We start from the raw sequence: 18,993 nt of genomic DNA, 5'->3' as shown, positions 1-18,993 counted from the left end.
CACCCACATCATTTTACTAAAAATATTAGTAATTTTAATGTATGATTGGCGAGGAAGAAAAAAGATATTTTAAGGGAAGAGGAGCGCAAGTTAACCCTCATAATAAATTTTTGAAAGATGTTTATGTGAAGGAGCATGATGAAGGAATTGATGATTGGGAGGAAAACGATAGTAAAACTTCTTTCATTTTCGAAAATTCAAAAACTATAGTCAATAAAGTTGATAGCCCTGACGTTGGCATGGCTTACTCTTTAAATCCTTATCAAGGTTGCGAACATGGCTGCACCTATTGTTATGCCCGCAATTCGCATCAATATTGGGGTTATAGTGCAGGAATTGAATTCGAACGAAAAATTATCGTTAAACAGGATGCGCCTTCACTATTCAAAAAATTCTTAGAGAAAAAGGGATGGGATGCTTCAACCATTTCATTATCTGGGAATACAGATTGTTATCAACCAGCAGAGCGGAAATTTAAATTAACCCGCCAGCTTTTGGAAATTGCCTTGGAATATAAGCAGCCTATCGGGATGATTACTAAAAACTCGCTGATTTTGCGAGATCGAGATATTCTCCAAGAAATGGCTAAATTAAATTTATGCATGGTTTATGTATCTATAAATAGCTTAAATGAAGATTTGAGGCAGGTAATGGAACCCAGAACAACAACTGCAAAACAGCGGTTACGGATAGTTGAAGAATTGAGCAAAGCAGGAATCCCCATGGGTGTAATGCTTGCTCCGCTCGTGCCGGGCTTAAGCGATCATGAAATTCCAAAAATTTTAAAAGCCGTGGCCGATGCAGGTGCCATAAAAGCAGGTTATACCGTTGTGAGGTTAAATGGTGCAATCGGACAGATTTTTGAAGATTGGCTCCGAAAAAACTTTCCAGATCGCTTTGATAAAGTTTGGCATATGATTCAAAGTTGTCATGGAGGCAATGTAAATGATAGTCGGTTTGGCGATAGAATGCGTGGTGATGGTAATATTGCGAAAATGATAAGAGATAGTTTTAGGTTGCATGCCAGGCTTAATCACCTTAATGAAAAGGAAATTATTTTAAACCACTCTTTATTTAAAGTACCAAATGATCAAATGACCTTGTTTTAATTTGGCCGTTTAATTTATAAGATATAGTTTTAGCTCATGAAAATAGCATTGGTAACTTATCTTGATCAGGGAAAATATGATACGGAAACCGTAGAAAGCGAAGACGAAAAGCTGCTTTTGTTTCTTCAAAATAAAGGTTTAAATATTGATAAAGTAATTTGGAACGATCCAACTATCAATTGGGATAATTATGAGTTGGCCATATTAAAATCACCTTGGGATTATTTTGACCTGATAAAAGACTTTCATCAATGGTTAAATATTTTAGAGGAAAAAAGTATAAGGTTGTTAAACCCAATAAATACTGTGAGGTGGAATACCGATAAACATTACTTAAAGGAAATTCAGGATGCTGGGCTATCGATTACGCCTAGTATTTTCCTAAATAAGTTCGATGAAATATGTTTCGATCGCTTTTTTAAAGAATTTGATACCAGGAAGTTGATTGTAAAACCCTGCATAAGCGGTGGCGCAAAAAACACTTTTAAGGTTACAGATTCTAATAAAAAAGAAGTTGCTAAAAAACTACCTCAACTAATTCAGGAAGAAGATTTTATTATGCAACCTTTTTTACCTGAAATATTAGAAAAAGGAGAATGGTCATTCATCTTTTTTAATGGATCTTATAGTCACTCGCTAATTAAACAAGCAAAAGTCGGAGATTTTAGAGTGCAACCAGCACACGGTGGTACTGTACACCCTCAAAATCCAAGTCAGAATTTAATTGATATTGCGGCTAAATATGTAAATCAATTTGCCAAAGATTGCCTTTACGCCAGAGTAGATGGCACTTTTGTAAATAATAATTTTCTTTTAATGGAGCTAGAGTTGATTGAGCCATTTTTGTTTCTGAATACCGATCAGCAAAACTATGATCGATATTACAAAGCATTGCAAGAATTGATTTAGTGCTGCCTTTATTTAAATATGAAGCTGCAGATTTTATAAGATGAATGTTAATCTTAAGATCTGCAGCTTGATTTGATAAATTAGAAAACGTTACATTTTTACGGCTAGCACTTGAGTCCAGAATAAACCAGATCTGGCAGCACCCATTTCTTTGTAGGCGGGGTTCATCATATTTTTACAATGCCCTTCACTTTTTAGCCAATCATTAAAAACCTGTAACTCGGTAGTTTGACCTTGAGCAACGTTTTCACCAACTGCCTTCCAAATATAACCAGTTGCTGTTACGCGATCGCCAACGCCTGTTCCATTGGCCGACTCGTGCTGCATTTTATTTATCGATTCCATATACTTGCTGTGGCTTATTGCTGCAGATGTTAAGTTCGCATTCCAACTTAACACAGCAACTGGTGGCATCGCAGTAGTTCCGCAGTTGCAACCCGCCAAACGCGTATCGTTTACCAATTTTAATAACATTTCATTATTTAAATTCGTTACCGATGAAATTTCTGCTTTTAGAACAGTTACTGGTAACTCAGGAGATTGGTTATCGATACTTTTCTCGCAAGATGTAGCCAGGCAAGCTACTGCCAGGCAAAAAAATGGGATAGATAATTTCATTTAATAGGACTGTTTCGAGATGAAATATACAGCGAAATAGAACAAAAAAAAATTAATTTAAATTTTATTTTTCTCCCTTTAAACCTATTTAAAGCAATATTTTAATATTTTGTAATCTTAAAAATACAGTATAAAAGCAACTTTGTTGGGCATAAAAAAAACTCCCAATTTTCATTGGGAGTTTTTTTTATTTACTTGAAGAATCTTCTTCTTTTTTCGGCTCTTCTTTTTTCTTTTCGCCTTTTTTGTGATTTACTGAAATCAATTCAGTTTCTTTATCGTAATCAATCTCTAAAACATCACCTTCAGATAATTCTCCTTTTAAAATCTCTTCGGCAATTGGATCTTCCAGATATTTCTGAATGGCTCGTTTTAACGGACGAGCTCCGAAATTACTATCAAAACCTTTATCAGCAATATAATCTTTAGCATTTTCAGTTAATGCAATTTCATAACCTAAAGTATGAACACGACCAAATAAAGCTTTTAATTCGATATCAATAATTCTGAAGATTTCATCTTTTCCTAAGCTGTTAAACACTACAACATCATCAACACGATTTAAAAATTCTGGAGCAAAAGCACGTTTTAATGCGCTTTCAATAACTCCACGGCTGTGAGAATCTGCCTGATTTGTTTTAGCTGCAGTAGAGAAACCGACACCTTGACCAAAATCTTTTAACTGACGGGCACCAATATTTGAAGTCATGATAATGATCGTGTTTCTAAAATCGACTTTACGACCTAAACTATCCGTTAACTGACCTTCATCTAAAACCTGCAATAAGATATTGAATACGTCAGGGTGTGCTTTTTCAATCTCATCTAACAAAATTACAGCGTAAGGTTTTCTTCTAACTTTTTCGGTTAACTGACCACCTTCTTCGTAACCAACGTATCCTGGAGGCGCTCCTACTAAACGTGAAACAGCGAATTTCTCCATGTACTCACTCATATCAATCTGGATCAGTGAATCATCACTATCAAACATAAAACGAGCAAGTTCTTTTGCCAATTCTGTTTTACCAACACCTGTTGGGCCTAAGAAAATGAATGAACCAATTGGTTTTTTCGGATCTTTTAAACCAGCTCTTGTACGTTGGATGGCTTTAGTTAATTTCTTAATGGCATCATCCTGACCGATAATTTTTTCGGCCACTTTATCGTACATATTTAATAGCTTAACGCTATCAGTTTGTCCAACACGTTGGACCGGAATACCAGTCATCATGGCTACAACTTCTGCTACGTTATCTTCCGATACTTCGTAACGTTTAGTTTTGGTCTCAGCTTCCCATTCCGCTTTGGCTTTATCTAATTCTTCAATTAAATTCTTCTCGGTATCGCGGAGTTTGGCAGCTTCTTCATATTTCTGACTACGAACAACCTTATTTTTCTCTAACTTGATATCTTCAATTTTCGCTTCAATATCAATAATGTTTTGAGGAACATGAATATTTGTTAAATGTACCCTCGAACCTGCTTCATCTAAAGCATCAATTGCTTTATCTGGCAAGAAACGATCAGAAATATAACGAGAAGTTAAAGTAACACAAGCTAAAATTGCCTCATCTGTATAAGTTACACCGTGATGTTCTTCATACTTATCTTTAATTCTTGTTAAAATCTCAACGGTTTCATCTGGCGTAGCCGGTTCAACCATTACTTTTTGGAAACGACGGTCTAAAGCGCCATCTTTTTCGATGTACTGACGGTACTCATCTAAAGTTGTTGCACCGATACATTGAATTTCTCCCCTTGCTAAAGCTGGTTTGAACATATTCGATGCATCAAGTGAGCCTGAAGCACCACCTGCGCCAACAATCGTATGAATTTCATCAATAAATAAAATAACATCAGTAGATTTTTCAAGCTCGTTCATCACGGCTTTCATTCGCTCCTCGAACTGACCACGATATTTTGTACCCGCTACTAATGATGCCAAATCTAACGTTACTACACGTTTACCAAACAGTACACGCGAAACTTTACGTTGAACAATGCGTAAGGCCAAACCTTCTGCAATTGCCGATTTACCAACACCGGGCTCTCCAATTAAAATCGGGTTATTCTTTTTTCTACGAGATAAAATCTGTGAAACACGTTCAATTTCTTTCTCGCGGCCAACAATTGGATCTAAACGACCTTCTTCAGCAGCCTTGGTTAAATCACGTCCAAAGTTATCTAGTACCGGAGTTTTAGATTTTATATCCGAAACCTTTTTTGGTGTACTAAAGCTCTCTTCTTCACGATAATCATCATCGCCACCTGTTGATGCGCTATTTGAAATATCGTCTCTGAAACCATTTTTATTCACTTCTACCTCCTGTTTAAAAACATCGTAAGTAACACCATATTGCAACAAGATTTGCGAGGCAATGTTATCATCATCTCTCAAAACTGATAGTAATAAATGTTCGGTACCAATTAAATCGCTTTTAAATATTTTAGCTTCTAAGTAAGTAATTTTTAAAACTTTTTCGGCCTGTTTAGTTAACGGAATATTCCCGAGGTTTACTGTAACACTCGAAGTACCGCGAACAGCATCTTCAATTGAGCGGCGCAATTTACCAGTATCAACTCCTAACGATCGTAAAATCTTTATAGCCATTCCATCGCCTTCGCGAATGAGGCCCAATAATAAATGCTCGGTTCCAATGTAATCGTGCCCTAAACGCAGCGCTTCCTCCCTACTAAAAGAGATTACATCTTTAACCTGTGGTGAAAATTTTGCTTCCATAATACCTTTCTTAACAGCTACGTCCCTAAACTATAAAATTATTTATAAAAGAGTACTGCTGTTTTCTTTATTTTATCAACAATTGCGCCATATACGTGGATAAACAGGCATTTGACCACCGTGCTATCCGTAAATTTACTCAAGAAAATTATAATAATAGTAGATTTATTCTTTACTTATATCTACGTAATAAGTGTTTTGTAGGTTTTAAAGGCAGTTTTTAAAATGAAGTTCTTTTTGGCCCCTAAAAATGTCGGTTTATTGTAAGGATATTAAAGCAACAGGAAACTGCCATATTGTAACCTTTTGCAGAAGCAATTTACAAGTTTTGACAGATATATAAAAGATTCCTGTCACCATTTAACATTATTAACTACATCATTCTAAACAGCAGCATCAAGTATTAGTTATTAATTAAATGAAATTTAATACTAGGCGAACACTCCTTTCAACTATTATCTCGAATCTATATCATGGTTGAAGCAAATTTATTTACTCCGTAAAAATCTAATATTAATTATTCGACGTATATAAATTGATTTCAAGATACTGAAACATTTATATGGCAACTCTCTACCAACGGTTTTTTATATTACTCATCCTACTTCTTGCTTTTGCGGGTAGGAGTGTGGTATATGCATTTCCGGTTCAAAAGGTAGCCAAAGAGATTATTCATAAAAGCAATTCGAATGAGGCAGAAAAATCAGAATCTTCTGAAAAGCAAAATACACTGGAGGAGAAAGTTAAATTAGCTGATCTGCATCTCAATAAAGATTTGGGATTTGATTTTACTAAAATTGATATTATCAATTCACATTCATTTAATGGCAATTTTCTACTTGCCTATTGCCACTTACAAGTTCCAGAGCAACCCCCTAAATAGTAGCCTACCTAGCTCCTATTATCTATTCAAATAATTATTAAACATTAAAATCATGATGAAAATTAAACATTTCTTCATAATGGCGCTATTTGCCGTTATGACCCCAATTTTATTTTCTGCCTGTAAAAAGGACAGAAACAATCAAATGGAAACACTCGTTCCAGGACCAGACGTTAACTTTTATGCCTTAACATCAGATAGCAAGCTGTTGATGATAAACGCAAAAAATCCATCTTCAGTTAGTGCTACTGTAAGTATTTCAGGTTTACAACAAGGCGAAACCTTGCTTGGAATCGATTTCCGTCCTGCAACCGGGCAGCTTTACGGATTAGGCAGTACAAGTCGTTTATATGTTATTGACCAGAAAACAGGTATAGCCAGATCGGTTTCTGCTACTCCTTTTGCCACCTTATTATCAGGCACAGCAGTTGGTTTTGATTTCAACCCAACAGTTGATCGTATCCGTGTTGTAACCAATACTGGCCAAAACCTACGTTTAAACCCGGAAACCGGAACAGTGATGATTGTGGACGGAGCCATTAACGGTGTAACCAACGCAAGAGTAACTTCTGTAGCTTACACTCAAAATAAAGCTGGCGCTACTGCAACAGTACTTTTTGATATTGATGCAGCAACAGATAAATTGTACAAACAAGATCCACCAAATGATGGAAAATTGGTTGAAGTTGGCAGTTTAGGTTTTGATATTGATGAAGCAGGCGGTTTTGATATTAACCCTGATGGAACAGCAGCAATTGCAGCATTATCTGTAGGCGGTACATCTTCATTATTTAATATCGACATTAATACGGGTAAAGCATCTAAAATTGGCAACTTACCTTCAAATATTACAGGTTTAGCTATTCCAACTGAGCCAGTAGCTTATGCAGTTTCGAACAACAACGAGTTATTGATTTTCAATCCAATGGCTGCAACACCAACAGTAGCAGTTAAAACCATTGCTGGCATTCAAACTGGAGAAACTATTTTAGGTATAGATTTCCGTCCTTTAAATGGACAGCTTTATGCTTTAGGAAGCACAAGCAGAATCTACACCATTAATACTTCATCAGGCGCAGCTACAATGGTTGGTTCAGGTCCTCTATCAACTTTAATTAGCGGAACACAATTTGGTTTTGATTTTAATCCTCAAGCTGATAGAATTAGAATTGTAAGCAATTTAGGCCAAAATCTACGTATCAACCCTGCCGATTTAGCTTTAACAGTTGATGGAAATATTTCATTAACAACAGTTGGCATCACAGGTGCAGCATACACTAACAATTTTGCTGGCGCTACCAGTACAGTATTGTTCGACATTGATTCGACAACAGATAGATTATACAGACAAGACCCACCTAACGCAGGAACTTTAGTAGATGTTGGTGCTTTAGGAATTAATGTTGAAGCCAGTAATGGTTTTGATATTGGCGGAACAAGTGGTTTAGCTTATGGTTTATTTACAGTTGGCGGTACACAAAGAATTTACAGTGTTAACCTAACAACTGGTGTGGCTACTGCTGGCCCAGCAATAACAAACGCCTCAAGAGGTTTTGCTTTAGGTTTAGGCTTTTAATTAATACCAAAGTAAATGTTGTAAAAATGCCCTTCAAAATTGGAGGGCATTTTTCATTTTAAATAAGGAGATTATAAATCTTTTAATACTGCATTGGCCGCATGAAAGCCACACATGCCATGTACACCACCACCAGGCGGCGTACTTGCCGAGCAAATGTAAATTCCTTTTGCAGGTGTTCTGTAAGGTGAAAAACTTAAAACCGGACGACTATACAATTGTGTTAAATCTAAAATCCCTCCATTGATATCTCCACCAATATAATTTGGGTTATAGGATTCGAATTGAGTGGTATTAAAAACACGCCGATCAATAATCGTGTCTTTAAAACCTGGGGCAAATCTTTCAATTTGTTTTTCAATTGCATTGGTCATATCAACTGTAGAGCCATTAGGCACATGGCAATATCCCCAAAGTACTTGCTTTCCTTTTGGTGCTCTGCCAGAATCAAATAAACTTTGTTGGGCAAGCAGAACGAAAGGATTTTCAGCTATTTTACCATTGAAGGTAGCTTTCTCTGTAGATGCAATTTTATTAAATGTTCCACCCACATGAACTGTTCCGGCTTTTCTACAATCTGAAGCTGCAAAGGGTACAGGTTCACTAAGGGCCCAATCTACTTTGAAAACACCTGGTCCATAGCGAAAACGCCCAAGCCTTTTTTTATAGATGGAAGGCAAATGATCACCGGCAATTTCTACCAATTGGCGTGGCCCAGTATCAAAAATAACAGCCCTTGCAGATGGAATTTCACTAAAATTTTTTATCATCCAATTGGTTTGCACCTTTCCGCCCAAAGCTTGAAAATAGTTAAGTAGTGAATTTGCCAGCGCCTGCGAGCCACCTTTAGGTAATGGCCAACCTTTTAAATGTCCATTTGCCATAAGTACCAATCCAACCGCAGCGGTTGATAATTTATCAAGGGGCAAAAAAGAATGTGCCGCCATACCGGCAAATAATCCTTTAGCTTCTGGCGTTTGAAATCTTTTCGATAGCCATTGGGCAGATTTTATGGCAGAGAGACCAAATTTTAAACTGGCAAAGATTTCTTTCGGTATTTTAAAAGGACCCAAAATATCTGCAGCTATTTTTGGCCAATTTTCAACGATAGGCTGCATGAGTTCCAGATAACTATTTTTGTCTTTACCCAAGCTTTCGGCTGTTTCAATTAATGAAGGTTTGAGCACAGCACTTGTGCCGTTATCAAATGGATGAGCTGCCAATATGGGTGGATTGATATATTCCAATCCATATTCGGTTAGCGGCAACTGACTAAAAAATGGAGATCCGGCAGCCATAGGATGGATTGCCGAACATACATCGGATAAATAACCCGGAAAAAATTCCTTAGAGCGCATGCCTCCACCAATTTGTTCGGCACCTTCAATTAGCAAAACCGACAAGCCATTGATTTGCAACTGGATTGCACAAGCCAAACCATTTGGCCCCGACCCTACTACAACTGCATCATACTCGTATTTTTTTTGCACTATTGGTTTTGTTTATGTGCTGTCCCTGCCTTTTCGTATTTCGAAACTGCTGTTCCTAAATCATAAACAGCCTGATTTGGAAATTTGTTCTTAATGATACTACTACCAGCTGCAGAGCGATATCCCGATGCGCAGTTTACTAATATCGGTTTATCTTGTGGGATTTTATTCAACTGGTCTTTTAAATCCTGCAACGGAATATTAATAGCGCTGTTAAATATTGGTTCCTCTTTGAATTCCCTATCCGTTCTTACATCAATAATTGTAAATTTTGATTCATCGATGGATTGATCAGAAACATAACTATCGAGTTTTTGCCCATTTGATAGATTGTAGATAAATGCAGCGGCAATATTTTGTTCATAGCCAATTTTAGCAGTTTTAGCAATTACTTCTTCCAGCGATTTTTCATCTGCAGCAATTAAATAAAATTTCGTTTCTGGAGATACTGTACTACCTAACCAGGTTTCGAACTTAGTGCCATTTTGTAAGTTGATTGCATTTTTTCCAAAAGATTTCTTGAAGGCTGATGCTGTTCTGGTATCAATTACAACACTATTTTCGGGAGGTGTAAAATTAGGGGAAAAGATTTCAACTCCAGCTACGCTGGCTGCAAAATTGGGTAGTCCTTTAATATTCCAAGCCACATCGAAAGGAAAATATTTAGGAGTAAAAGGTAAATCATTTAAAATATTCTTTACAAACGCCTCCTTATTTTTGATCTGAAAAGCGGGATTATTGGCTCTTTCTTCACCAATAGTAGAACTCGAGGCATCGCGAATGGCTTTACCACAAAGAGAACCTGCGCCATGAGCTGGATAAACAATAACCGAATCGGCCAAATTGCCAAACTTCTGATGAACAGTGTCATATAATTGTGCCGCTAGTTGTTTGCGTTGTGTGGTAGCGTCGGTTCCACTTTCTCTTAAATCTGGCCTGCCAACATCGCCAATAAGCAAAGAATCTCCTGAAAATACAGCAATATCTTTTCCATTTTCAGTAAGTACAACAGCAATATGATCAGGTGCATGACCAGGCGTAAAAATCGATCGCAGGTTGACATTATCGCTTAATTTAAAGATTGCGCCATCATCAAAACCTGTGCGTTTATAGCCTGCTCTTGTTAAGCTACTGGCATAAATTTTTATGCCTTTTAACTGTTGAAGTTCTAAATGCGAACTGGTAAAATCGGCATGAGGATGTGTTTCTATTACACCGATAATTTCTGCATTTTGCGCTTTAGCATAATCTAAATATGGTTTGGGATTTCTACTGGGATCTACCAAAATGATCTTTCCATCAACTAAAATAGCGTACGAAAAATGTGCAAGCCCTTTATCCTGAAACTGTTCAATATGCCAGTTTCCGTTAGCACTACTTGAGTTGCTAAAAACCTTTGATGGAATTGCAGTAGAAAGTAAAATAAATCCTCCAGCCTGACGAATAAACGATCTCCTTCTCATTACTGAATTACAAAATTAATTTTATCTACCCCCGTATTGCCTGTTTTTTCATCATAGGCAAATACCAAAATTTCATAGTTTCCCTTTTCTTTAATATTTAATTTTCCTGCAAAAAGGTTGGTCTGGCCGGTAAATGATAATGTTAAATCTTCAGTTTTAATTCCTTCTTTTTTCACAATTGCCTGAACACTGATTTTATCGGCATTCCAAATACCACCGCTGGTTATGGGGCAACCGCAGCTCATGGTTACGTTGGCTTTAAATTCTAATTGCCCATCTTTTAAATTAGCCTGTTTAATTTGTTGATGTGTATTTGGTGCTAAAATATCAACGATAAACCCAGGAATTTCCAATACAACACCTTCACCTAAAATATTTTTCCCTGGGATAACCCAAAGTTGTGTAGACGCATTAATTGTCGCATTTTTCCGATTAACTGGCGCCACTACTTCTATATCGACAAAAGTGGGTTCTGCAATTTTTAAATTGGCGATAAACTTTGCCGTGGCACTATCTGTAATAGATTGGAAGCGCTTTTTAGCCTGATTCATGATTACTTCAGTGTTTCCTGAACTTCCGGTAGTTAATCCCTTTGCTAAAATCTCTTTCGTTAAATGATCGCGTACAATAACAAGTGCCCCACCAATACCAGTACCAATAAATTTTGCATCTTTTGCCTGCGCTCTAATTAACACTTGCGTGTTTTGTTGGGCATAAATCTGAAAACTAATCATCATGGCGAATACGCCACCAACTATCTTTTTTAATATCATCTTACTTATTAAATTTAATTTCGCTTCTATCCAATTTTGAAGCAAATTTCCTATCTACCTTATCTAAAATAACGTAAAGTGAATCTTTATGTTCATTCAATCCAGAAAGAATAATCCGATTGTTTCCCGCCCTCTCGAAGTGCCAAACCAATTTTTGCTCTTTTTTCTTTTTATCTTTTGCCGGCTTCTTTTTTCCTGGTCCATCTTCTTCTTTAGATGGTCGATTTTTATCTTGAAGCACTAAACTTTGCGTCTTGTAATCAATGGTGTAATATAAAAAGCGTCTCCCGCCGGCAATACCTGCAAGCTCATAACTTCTATCGATATCTTTTGGATTTGGTGTTCCATTAGCCAAAGAAATTGAAAATGGCTTATGCACCTGGTAAACCAAAGTACTCCATTTCTCTAACACTACACTTTGCCACCTTATCGAATCGAGTGGATTGAATGGCAACTCTTTGCCATTTAACTTAAATGCAGTTACATTATAATATCCGGCGGCGCCAGGTAAACCAGGAGTAATAGGTTCTTTAAGCTGGCCAACGTGATAATGAACATCGTATCTTAAATATGCAAAGATGATAGTGAAGACGATTACAAAAGCATATTTTGTAGAATAGAAAACGCTGCGTTGTTTTTTTGTTTTTAATGGCGGATAATAATAGTTTGGAGTTACTTCCTGTCTCAGGATTAATAGTCGCCATAAGTTCGGCAAATATTGAATGAGTAAAAACAACGACAAGAGAACGAAAAAGCTACTGTAAACATGCACGCCTCCATCATAAGCGAAGTTTGCATGCGCAATATTATAAAGTACACCTGCTACCAGCACTGCACCAATGGCAACTGTTCCTCTAAAGAAAAGTAAAACGCCAGCAACAATTTCAACCAAACCCAACACAATTTCATACCAAATGGAAACACCCACTATTTGCCAATAAATTTTGTAGGTGTTGTAATCCCCAAAGTTGGTATCAAGGTTTGAAATGGAAGGATCGGGCATTTGCATGGGGTATAGTTTTAAAAAACCAAATGCAATAATACCAATGGCAATGCGATAGCGCACCGCAACACGGAGCCAATAATAAAGGGTATTATAATTGGTTCTTTTGCTTTTACGGGCAATTAATGTCCAAATAAATGCACCAATTATAGCGGCTACAAAAGCAACACCCCAAGTGGCATATGATCCGATTCCCCATCTTCCGCTAGGCGTTTGCAGGTTATAAAAATTTGGGCGATACCCTGTTAAATTATTCAGAAATGCAAAAATGGTTTTAGATGAAATTGCCTTCGCATACCAATCAATCGTAACCGGTATAATGAGTAAAAATATGAAGATGAAAGCAAATCTAAACAGAATTTTCTCCCATTTGGTCCAGGCCCGCCATTGCTTTTGGACTATTGAGCCTTGATTAGGTTGTAGTGGTGAAACCAGCGTATCCATAGCTTAAAAATATAATTGATTAATAAACGCTAACTTTTTTACGACGTCCTTTTTGCAATAAGTACTCTTTCGGTAGTTTTTTCAATACCACTTTTATGGAGTCGTTATTTGCATCGGTGCCATCTAGCTGAATAATATCCTGACCAGGCCGATAAATTGTAAGGTGGAAGGTATCTTTAACATTATTTTTATTTGTGAGCTTGATTGTTGAACCTGATACTTTGTAGCTGTAAAAAAATCTACCTGCATTCCCCTTCGATTCGTAATCCTCCAAGCCATTTTTTTGAAAGGTTAAACTTGGTGATAATGCATTAATTGGAGCATTTATATTTTTCTTGATGCTCAATACGTTCCATCTTTCAAAAACTACATCAACCCACCTCAAACTATCGGTTGTCGAATAAGGTTTAAGTTGTCCATTCCACTCAAAACCCTCAACATTATAGTAGCCAGCAGCTCCGTTTAATCCTGGAGTATTCGGATATGGCCAATTGCTATTCCGGTAACTGGCATAAGTAATGGAGCTAAAGAAAATTGCAAAAGCGACAAAAGCAAGTTTTAGTGGCAGCTTAAATTTAGGTTTATAAACAGGATTAAAATTATCTGGCTTTGCCTTACGTTCTTTAATCAACAAATTATAAAGTCGTGGCACATCGTAAAGCAAAAGGAAAATAGAAAGGATTAATAAATAAACGCTATACAATTGATCGCTTAAATGATAGGCATAATTTACCAGAACAATGTTGATGAGCAAGGAAGTTGCCAATCCTGCACCGATAATGGTTGTTCTCCTAAATAGCAGCAACAAACCTGCAAGAAATTCAATTGCGCCTAAACTTTGTTCATAGTAAGCCGAAGCAACACCCGTTGATAAATAATATAGCTTCCAAGGTAGGAAATCACCATAAGCGGTATGTAAATCGCTTAAAGTTGGGCCAGGTAACTGAACTGGAAAAATTTTAATTATTCCATAACTCATCAATGAAATGGCTAACCTAAACCGAACAATAACCCGCATCCAATAGTAAATTTCGGGTTCTTTTTGATTACTATCTTTAACCCAAAAGCCCCAAACATATGCTACAATTAAACTAATTATGAATGCAATGCCCCAACCAGAAAAACTTCCGAAACCCCACTCCTTCCCTACAAAAAATTTGGGCACATAATTTACAGCCTGGAAAACATCCTGAAAATGAGACCAATCTGTTTTAAATAACTGACTGTAATAACTTCCTGTAAGTGGAATGGTTAACAGTAACAGAAATACAAAAATGGTTCTGAAAACAAATCCTCGCAAAAGCTCATCTTGCTTTATCTTTAAATCACTCATAACATCATGTTTAATATCCTGGGTTTTGTGATAAATTCGAGTCGATTAGCAGCTGTGCATAAGGAATTGGCAGCAATAATTTATTAGGATCGCTAAAACCCAAAACTGTATTTGCTCTACCTGTTCTCACTAAATCGTACCAGCGATGGTCTTCAAAAGCAAATTCTAAACGGTTTTCTGCTTCAATAGCCAATATTAAATTGGCTTGTGTTGTTGCCGTAGTTCCAGCTAGCCCAGCACGAGTGCGAACCGCATTGATATCTCGAGTAGCACCTGCCAAATCATTAAGCTGTGCCAATGCTTCTGCTCTTATCAAATACAATTCAGCAATGCGGATCAAATAAATTGGGTCAGTTCCAGCTGTTCTGTAATATAAGTTTCCAAAATACCGGGTAACTCCGCCTGTAGTTTGTGTAAGAATCAAGGAATTTCTATTTCCAGATACTGAAGTATTCAGCAATAATGAAGCTACTGTAGCAGTTGGTGTAACCCAGCCAACTCCACCATTACTGGCAGGCTGCCAATTGTAAGCCTGGCTATTGGTTACGTTAATATTATATTGGAGTTCTAAAACCGACTCTTGGGTAACCGTGGCGTTGGCTGGAAAAAATGAGTTATACGGGCCAATAAGTGCATAATTTGTATCCTCAATTAAACGAGTGGCAAAAGCCGCAGCATTTGTATAGTCTTTTTGATAAAGAGAAACTCGTGCATGTAAAGCATAGGCCGTTTTTCTTGTAGCTCTAATTCTATTGGTGGTATTTGGTAGAAGCGTTTCTGCTTGTGTAAGATCTCTCAAAACCTGGGCGTAAGTTTCTGCAACTGTGCTTCGCTTGGCAGTAGTTTGATCGGCAGCGGTAGCTGTTGGTGTAGTGATTAACTGAACGCCACCCCAGGTTCTGGCTAAATCGAAATACGATAATGCCCTTAAAAAATATGCCTCTCCAACCAGCTGATTTCTTAAAGCTTCGGTAAATGTTGCTGAAACCGGCAACGCTGGAACTTTTGCAATCACATTATTTGCCCGGTTAATGGTATTATAAATTGCTGCCCAGGAATTTCCTACAGCTGCCAGATCTGCCAATACTGTATGGTTTGTAAGTTGCTGATTTACCGTTTGCGAACCCACATATTGTACATTATCGCCAGAGAAAAGCCCTAGTGTTTGAAAGGTATAACCATAATAATCGTTAGATTGAAGTTGGTTGTAAATACCACGTACAGCAGTTTGAGCCGAATTTCCATCAACAATTGTTAGCTCATCAGAAATATTAAGTTCTGGCTTTACATCGATAAACTTTTTGCAGGAACTTGCAACAACTAAAAGTCCTGACAATGCTAAAGCTATTCGTATTGAGATTTTCATGTGTATCTTTTTTTGATTTTAAATGGTAATGTTTAGGCCAAACTGAAATGATCTTGGTTGCGGTGGCGTTCCAAATGAACCGAGGCCTTGGGCATTAGGATTAGAAGTTACACTCGACTCTGGGTCTCCAGTGTATTTGGTGATCAGGAATAAATTTGAGCCAACAAAGTAAAACCTTGCCTGACTTAACCTGATTTTTTTCAGAAATTCTCCAGGAAGATTATAACCAAATGAGAGTTGTTTTAAACGAAGGAAGGATGCATCTTCTAAATAACGTGAGCTTTGATCGATGGTATAATTGGTTCCGATGGAAGTTAATCTTGGGATATCAGTAATATCACCAGGTTTTTGCCAGCGGTTTAAAACATTTGCTAATACACCCCCACTTGTTGGGTTCCGTTCGCGGAAATAACGGTTCAGATTAAGCGATTTGTTTCCTGCCTGAAAGGTAAACAAGAAACTTAAATCGAAATTTTTGAAGGTGAAACTGTTGCTTAAACCACCGAAGATTTTTGGATAAGAATCGCCTAAAATTTGCCTGTTTGCTGTTGTTACGGTTCCATTTGCAGCCTGACCTTCAAACACCGGCGCTCCGGTTTGTGGATCTACAGCCAATTGATTGTATAACCAGAACGAGTTCATCGAATAACCTTCTTTCATAATCACCCAGTCGCGGGTATATTGAGTAATCTGCGTTGGCAATTTCTCGATCCTGTTTCTGTTCCCCGAAAAGTTTAAGCTGGTTTTCCAACTAAAGTTATTATTGGTGATGTTAGTGGTATTAATGCCAACCTCATAACCTTTATTGCTCATTTCACCCTCATTGGCCCAATATGTGGCAAAACCAGAAGATGCGGCAATTGGTTTCTGCAAAAGCAAACCGGTGGTATATTTATTGTAAACATCAACCGTAACAGAGATTCTATTCTCAAATAAACCTAAATCAAAACCCAAATTGGTTTGAGCTGTTTTTTCCCAACGCAAATCGGGGTTACCTAATTGAATAGGACCGATACCAGGTTGAGGCGATCCTGCAACATCAGGGTAACTGCTTCCGCCCGTCCATAAACCTTGCGCTGCAAAATTATCGATCCCAGCCTGGTTACCCGTTACACCATAAGAGGCACGAAGTTTTAAATCGCTTAGCCATTTGGCATCTTTTAGAAACGATTCTTGCTTTAATCTCCATGCACCTGAAACTGCAGGAAAATATCCCCATTTATTATTGGCGCCAAATTTTGACGATCCATCAGCACGGGCACTCAACCCAATGTAATATCGGCTTGCATAATTATAATCAAAGCGGCCAAAAAACGAAGCCAAAGAATATTTGCTCCAATTTTGAGATGAAGTTCTTGTGGAGGCTGATGAAATCAGTTTAAAATTATCGTTGGCGAAACCACTTCCTTCTGCCGCAGTTAAACTAATTACATTTGCTTGCAACGAGTTTCCTACCAGTGCATTGAAGTGATGATCTCCTTCATTTTTGATATAAGTTAAGGTTTGCTCGTTAATCCATGTACTGTTTTGGGTAATAGATGAGGTAGCATTACCTCCTACCGCCCGGCCAATACTGGTTTGGCTGTTCCAGTATGCCGATTCGTCGTAATGATTATAATCTAACGAAAAACTACTTTTAAATTTTAAACCATCTATAATTTTGGCCTCGGCGTAAGCACTTCCAACATACCTTAAACTGGTGGTATTTACATCGTAATTATCGATTAAAACATAAATATTATCCGAACCGGTAGAAGTACCATCTAATGCAAATTTCGGCGTATAAGTAGCTGCACTCGTGGCGGCATTCCACAAATTAACCTGCGGACCATCGCCTGTTCTGGCCTGATTCCGATCGCTTTTTGAAATGCTGTTGGTTAATCCAAAAGAAATTGCATCACTTAAATTATGATCGTAGTTAAATTTTAAACTGGTTCTTTGAAACTGCGGTACTTTAATTAATGCTTTTTGATCTGTGTAACCTGCACCAACGTAAAATCTCGATTTGTCGGTTCCACCTTGTATAGATAAATTGTAATCCTGTATCAATCCGCGTTGAAGAATATCTCCAATACGATCGAATGTTTGCTGTTCCTCTGGTAAGCCAGCCCCACCTTGCGATACTGGCCTAAAAGGTCGATTAGCAAAAGTTTGATTTAAAGCCGGGCGATCAATACCAGAATTAATCCAATATTCATTTGCCAGTAATGCCGATTCAGGCCCTGAAGCCAATTGTGGAATAGTAGATTTATCAGCTTCAACCCAGCCAGTAGAAACGTCTAAACTTACTTTTGTTTTGGCATTGAAACTTCCCCTTTTTGTAGTAACCAAAACAACTCCGTTAGCTCCTCTTGAGCCATAAATAGCTGTGGCGGAGGCATCTTTCAATACCTCAATGCTTTCAATATCCGCAGGATTGATATCTGCCAATGGCGAAGTTGTTCTTCCGCCCAAATTGGTGGTTTGCAACGATGTATTATTTAAAAAAACTCCATCAATTACATATAGCGGCTCGCTACTAGAGTTAATCGAGGTTGTTCCCCTAACCCGCACAAAAGTGCCTTCACCAGGCACACCAGAATTTGAATTAATTTGAACTCCGGCAGCTCTTCCCTGCAGCTGTGCATCAAAACTGGCAACCGGAAGTTTTACTGTTTCCGAAGCTTTAATTTTTGAAACCGCACCAGTTAAATCTGATTTTCTTTGCGTTCCATATCCTACAGCCACCACGTCATTCAGTTGGTTTGCCGATGCTTTTAAAGAAATTGTAACTGGGGATCCATCAACCCGTTTTTCTTGCGAATCGTAACCAATTAAACTTACAAATAACGTATAAGGAAAGCTTTGTCCGGTACGAAATGAAAATGAACCATCGGCAGAAGTAGCCACCGCATGTGTGGTTCCTTTTATCCGAACAACAACTCCCGGAAGGGGCTCTTTTGTTGCTACATCGATTATTTTACCAACAAGTTGAGAATTGATTGTAGAAGGTTTTACCTCTTGCCCAGATACAGAAAGCGAAAACAGGATTAATGCAAAGATGCTGGCAAGCGAAAAGAAGTCTGAAAAATTATGATTGTAAAATTTCTTGACATGGATATTTATTTCCATATTTAAAATGTTTGTTAAGGATTAGTCTTTAATGGAACAAGGAATGAAGTCCAGTTTAGTGATTGGCGTTACGACTGGGCTATTATTCATCTACAAACCGGCAAGGCTACCTTGTCGGTTTTATTATTTACAATTACGTCATTGGTTATTTTTTGATTTAGAAATCTGAAAGATG

Annotated in this window: 13 protein-coding genes; 4 read left to right on the top strand and 9 right to left on the bottom strand. The window is 37.5% G+C overall.

Features of this window, described 5'->3' with window-relative positions:
• Nucleotides 1-41: 41 nt before the first annotated feature.
• Entirely contained in the window at nucleotides 42-1,109 is a 1,068-nt protein-coding gene (locus LUA91_RS17855; protein ID WP_231427466.1) for a PA0069 family radical SAM protein, read from the top strand.
• A gap of 36 nt (nucleotides 1,110-1,145) precedes the next feature.
• Nucleotides 1,146-2,018, top strand: a complete 873-nt coding sequence (locus LUA91_RS17850) for a RimK family alpha-L-glutamate ligase (protein ID WP_231427465.1) — start codon at nucleotides 1,146-1,148, stop codon at nucleotides 2,016-2,018.
• A gap of 90 nt (nucleotides 2,019-2,108) precedes the next feature.
• Here LUA91_RS17850 and LUA91_RS17845 read toward each other — a convergent pair whose 3' ends face one another.
• Together LUA91_RS17845 and LUA91_RS17840 are read right to left on the bottom strand one after the other, a co-directional pair.
• Nucleotides 2,109-2,636: a CAP domain-containing protein gene (locus LUA91_RS17845; protein ID WP_231427464.1), complete on the bottom strand. Its 528-nt coding sequence runs from the start codon at nucleotides 2,634-2,636 to the stop codon at nucleotides 2,109-2,111.
• Nucleotides 2,637-2,823: 187 nt separating this feature from the next.
• Nucleotides 2,824-5,376, bottom strand: a complete 2,553-nt coding sequence (locus tag LUA91_RS17840) for an ATP-dependent Clp protease ATP-binding subunit (protein ID WP_231427463.1) — start codon at nucleotides 5,374-5,376, stop codon at nucleotides 2,824-2,826.
• Nucleotides 5,377-5,938: 562 nt separating this feature from the next.
• Here LUA91_RS17840 and LUA91_RS17835 point away from each other — a divergent pair.
• Both LUA91_RS17835 and LUA91_RS17830 read left to right on the top strand, forming a co-directional pair.
• Nucleotides 5,939-6,259, top strand: a complete 321-nt coding sequence (locus LUA91_RS17835; RefSeq protein WP_231427462.1) for a hypothetical protein — start codon at nucleotides 5,939-5,941, stop codon at nucleotides 6,257-6,259.
• A 52-nt stretch (nucleotides 6,260-6,311) separates the two neighbouring features.
• A complete protein-coding gene (locus LUA91_RS17830) occupies nucleotides 6,312-7,835 on the top strand; it encodes a DUF4394 domain-containing protein (RefSeq protein ID WP_231427461.1) in 1,524 nt (507 codons plus the stop codon).
• A 71-nt stretch (nucleotides 7,836-7,906) separates the two neighbouring features.
• On the opposite strand, the gene LUA91_RS17825 is transcribed toward LUA91_RS17830, so the two are convergent.
• From LUA91_RS17825 to LUA91_RS17795, 7 genes are read right to left on the bottom strand one after another with little or no spacing between them, the layout of a single operon-like run.
• On the bottom strand, nucleotides 7,907-9,325 hold the full coding sequence (locus LUA91_RS17825) for a phytoene desaturase family protein (protein ID WP_370633673.1): 1,419 nt from the start codon (nucleotides 9,323-9,325) through the stop codon (nucleotides 7,907-7,909).
• On the bottom strand, nucleotides 9,325-10,788 hold the full coding sequence (locus LUA91_RS17820) for a rhodanese-like domain-containing protein (protein WP_231427460.1): 1,464 nt from the start codon (nucleotides 10,786-10,788) through the stop codon (nucleotides 9,325-9,327). The genes LUA91_RS17825 and LUA91_RS17820 overlap by 1 nt, the downstream gene beginning before the upstream one ends.
• Nucleotides 10,788-11,561 carry a hypothetical protein gene (locus LUA91_RS17815; RefSeq protein WP_231427459.1) on the bottom strand — a complete coding sequence of 258 codons (774 nt, stop codon included), beginning with the start codon at nucleotides 11,559-11,561 and terminating at the stop codon, nucleotides 10,788-10,790. Before LUA91_RS17815 ends, LUA91_RS17820 begins: the two co-directional genes overlap by 1 nt.
• A 1-nt stretch (nucleotide 11,562) precedes the next feature.
• Entirely contained in the window at nucleotides 11,563-13,008 is a 1,446-nt protein-coding gene (locus LUA91_RS17810; RefSeq protein ID WP_231427458.1) for a hypothetical protein, read from the bottom strand.
• Nucleotides 13,009-13,027: 19 nt separating this feature from the next.
• Nucleotides 13,028-14,341: a beta-carotene 15,15'-monooxygenase gene (locus LUA91_RS17805; RefSeq protein ID WP_231427457.1), complete on the bottom strand. Its 1,314-nt coding sequence runs from the start codon at nucleotides 14,339-14,341 to the stop codon at nucleotides 13,028-13,030.
• Nucleotides 14,342-14,351: 10 nt separating this feature from the next.
• Entirely contained in the window at nucleotides 14,352-15,707 is a 1,356-nt protein-coding gene (locus LUA91_RS17800) for a RagB/SusD family nutrient uptake outer membrane protein (protein WP_231427456.1), read from the bottom strand.
• Between the two features lie 18 nt (nucleotides 15,708-15,725).
• Entirely contained in the window at nucleotides 15,726-18,818 is a 3,093-nt protein-coding gene (locus LUA91_RS17795; RefSeq protein WP_231427455.1) for a TonB-dependent receptor, read from the bottom strand.
• Between the last annotated feature and the right edge of the window lie 175 nt (nucleotides 18,819-18,993).

It is taken from the genome of Pedobacter sp. Leaf250 (assembly GCF_920984735.1).
Lineage (GTDB): Bacteria > Bacteroidota > Bacteroidia > Sphingobacteriales > Sphingobacteriaceae > Pedobacter.
Note: the sequence above shows the minus strand (reverse complement) of the source record. Positions and strands in the feature narration are given on the sequence as shown.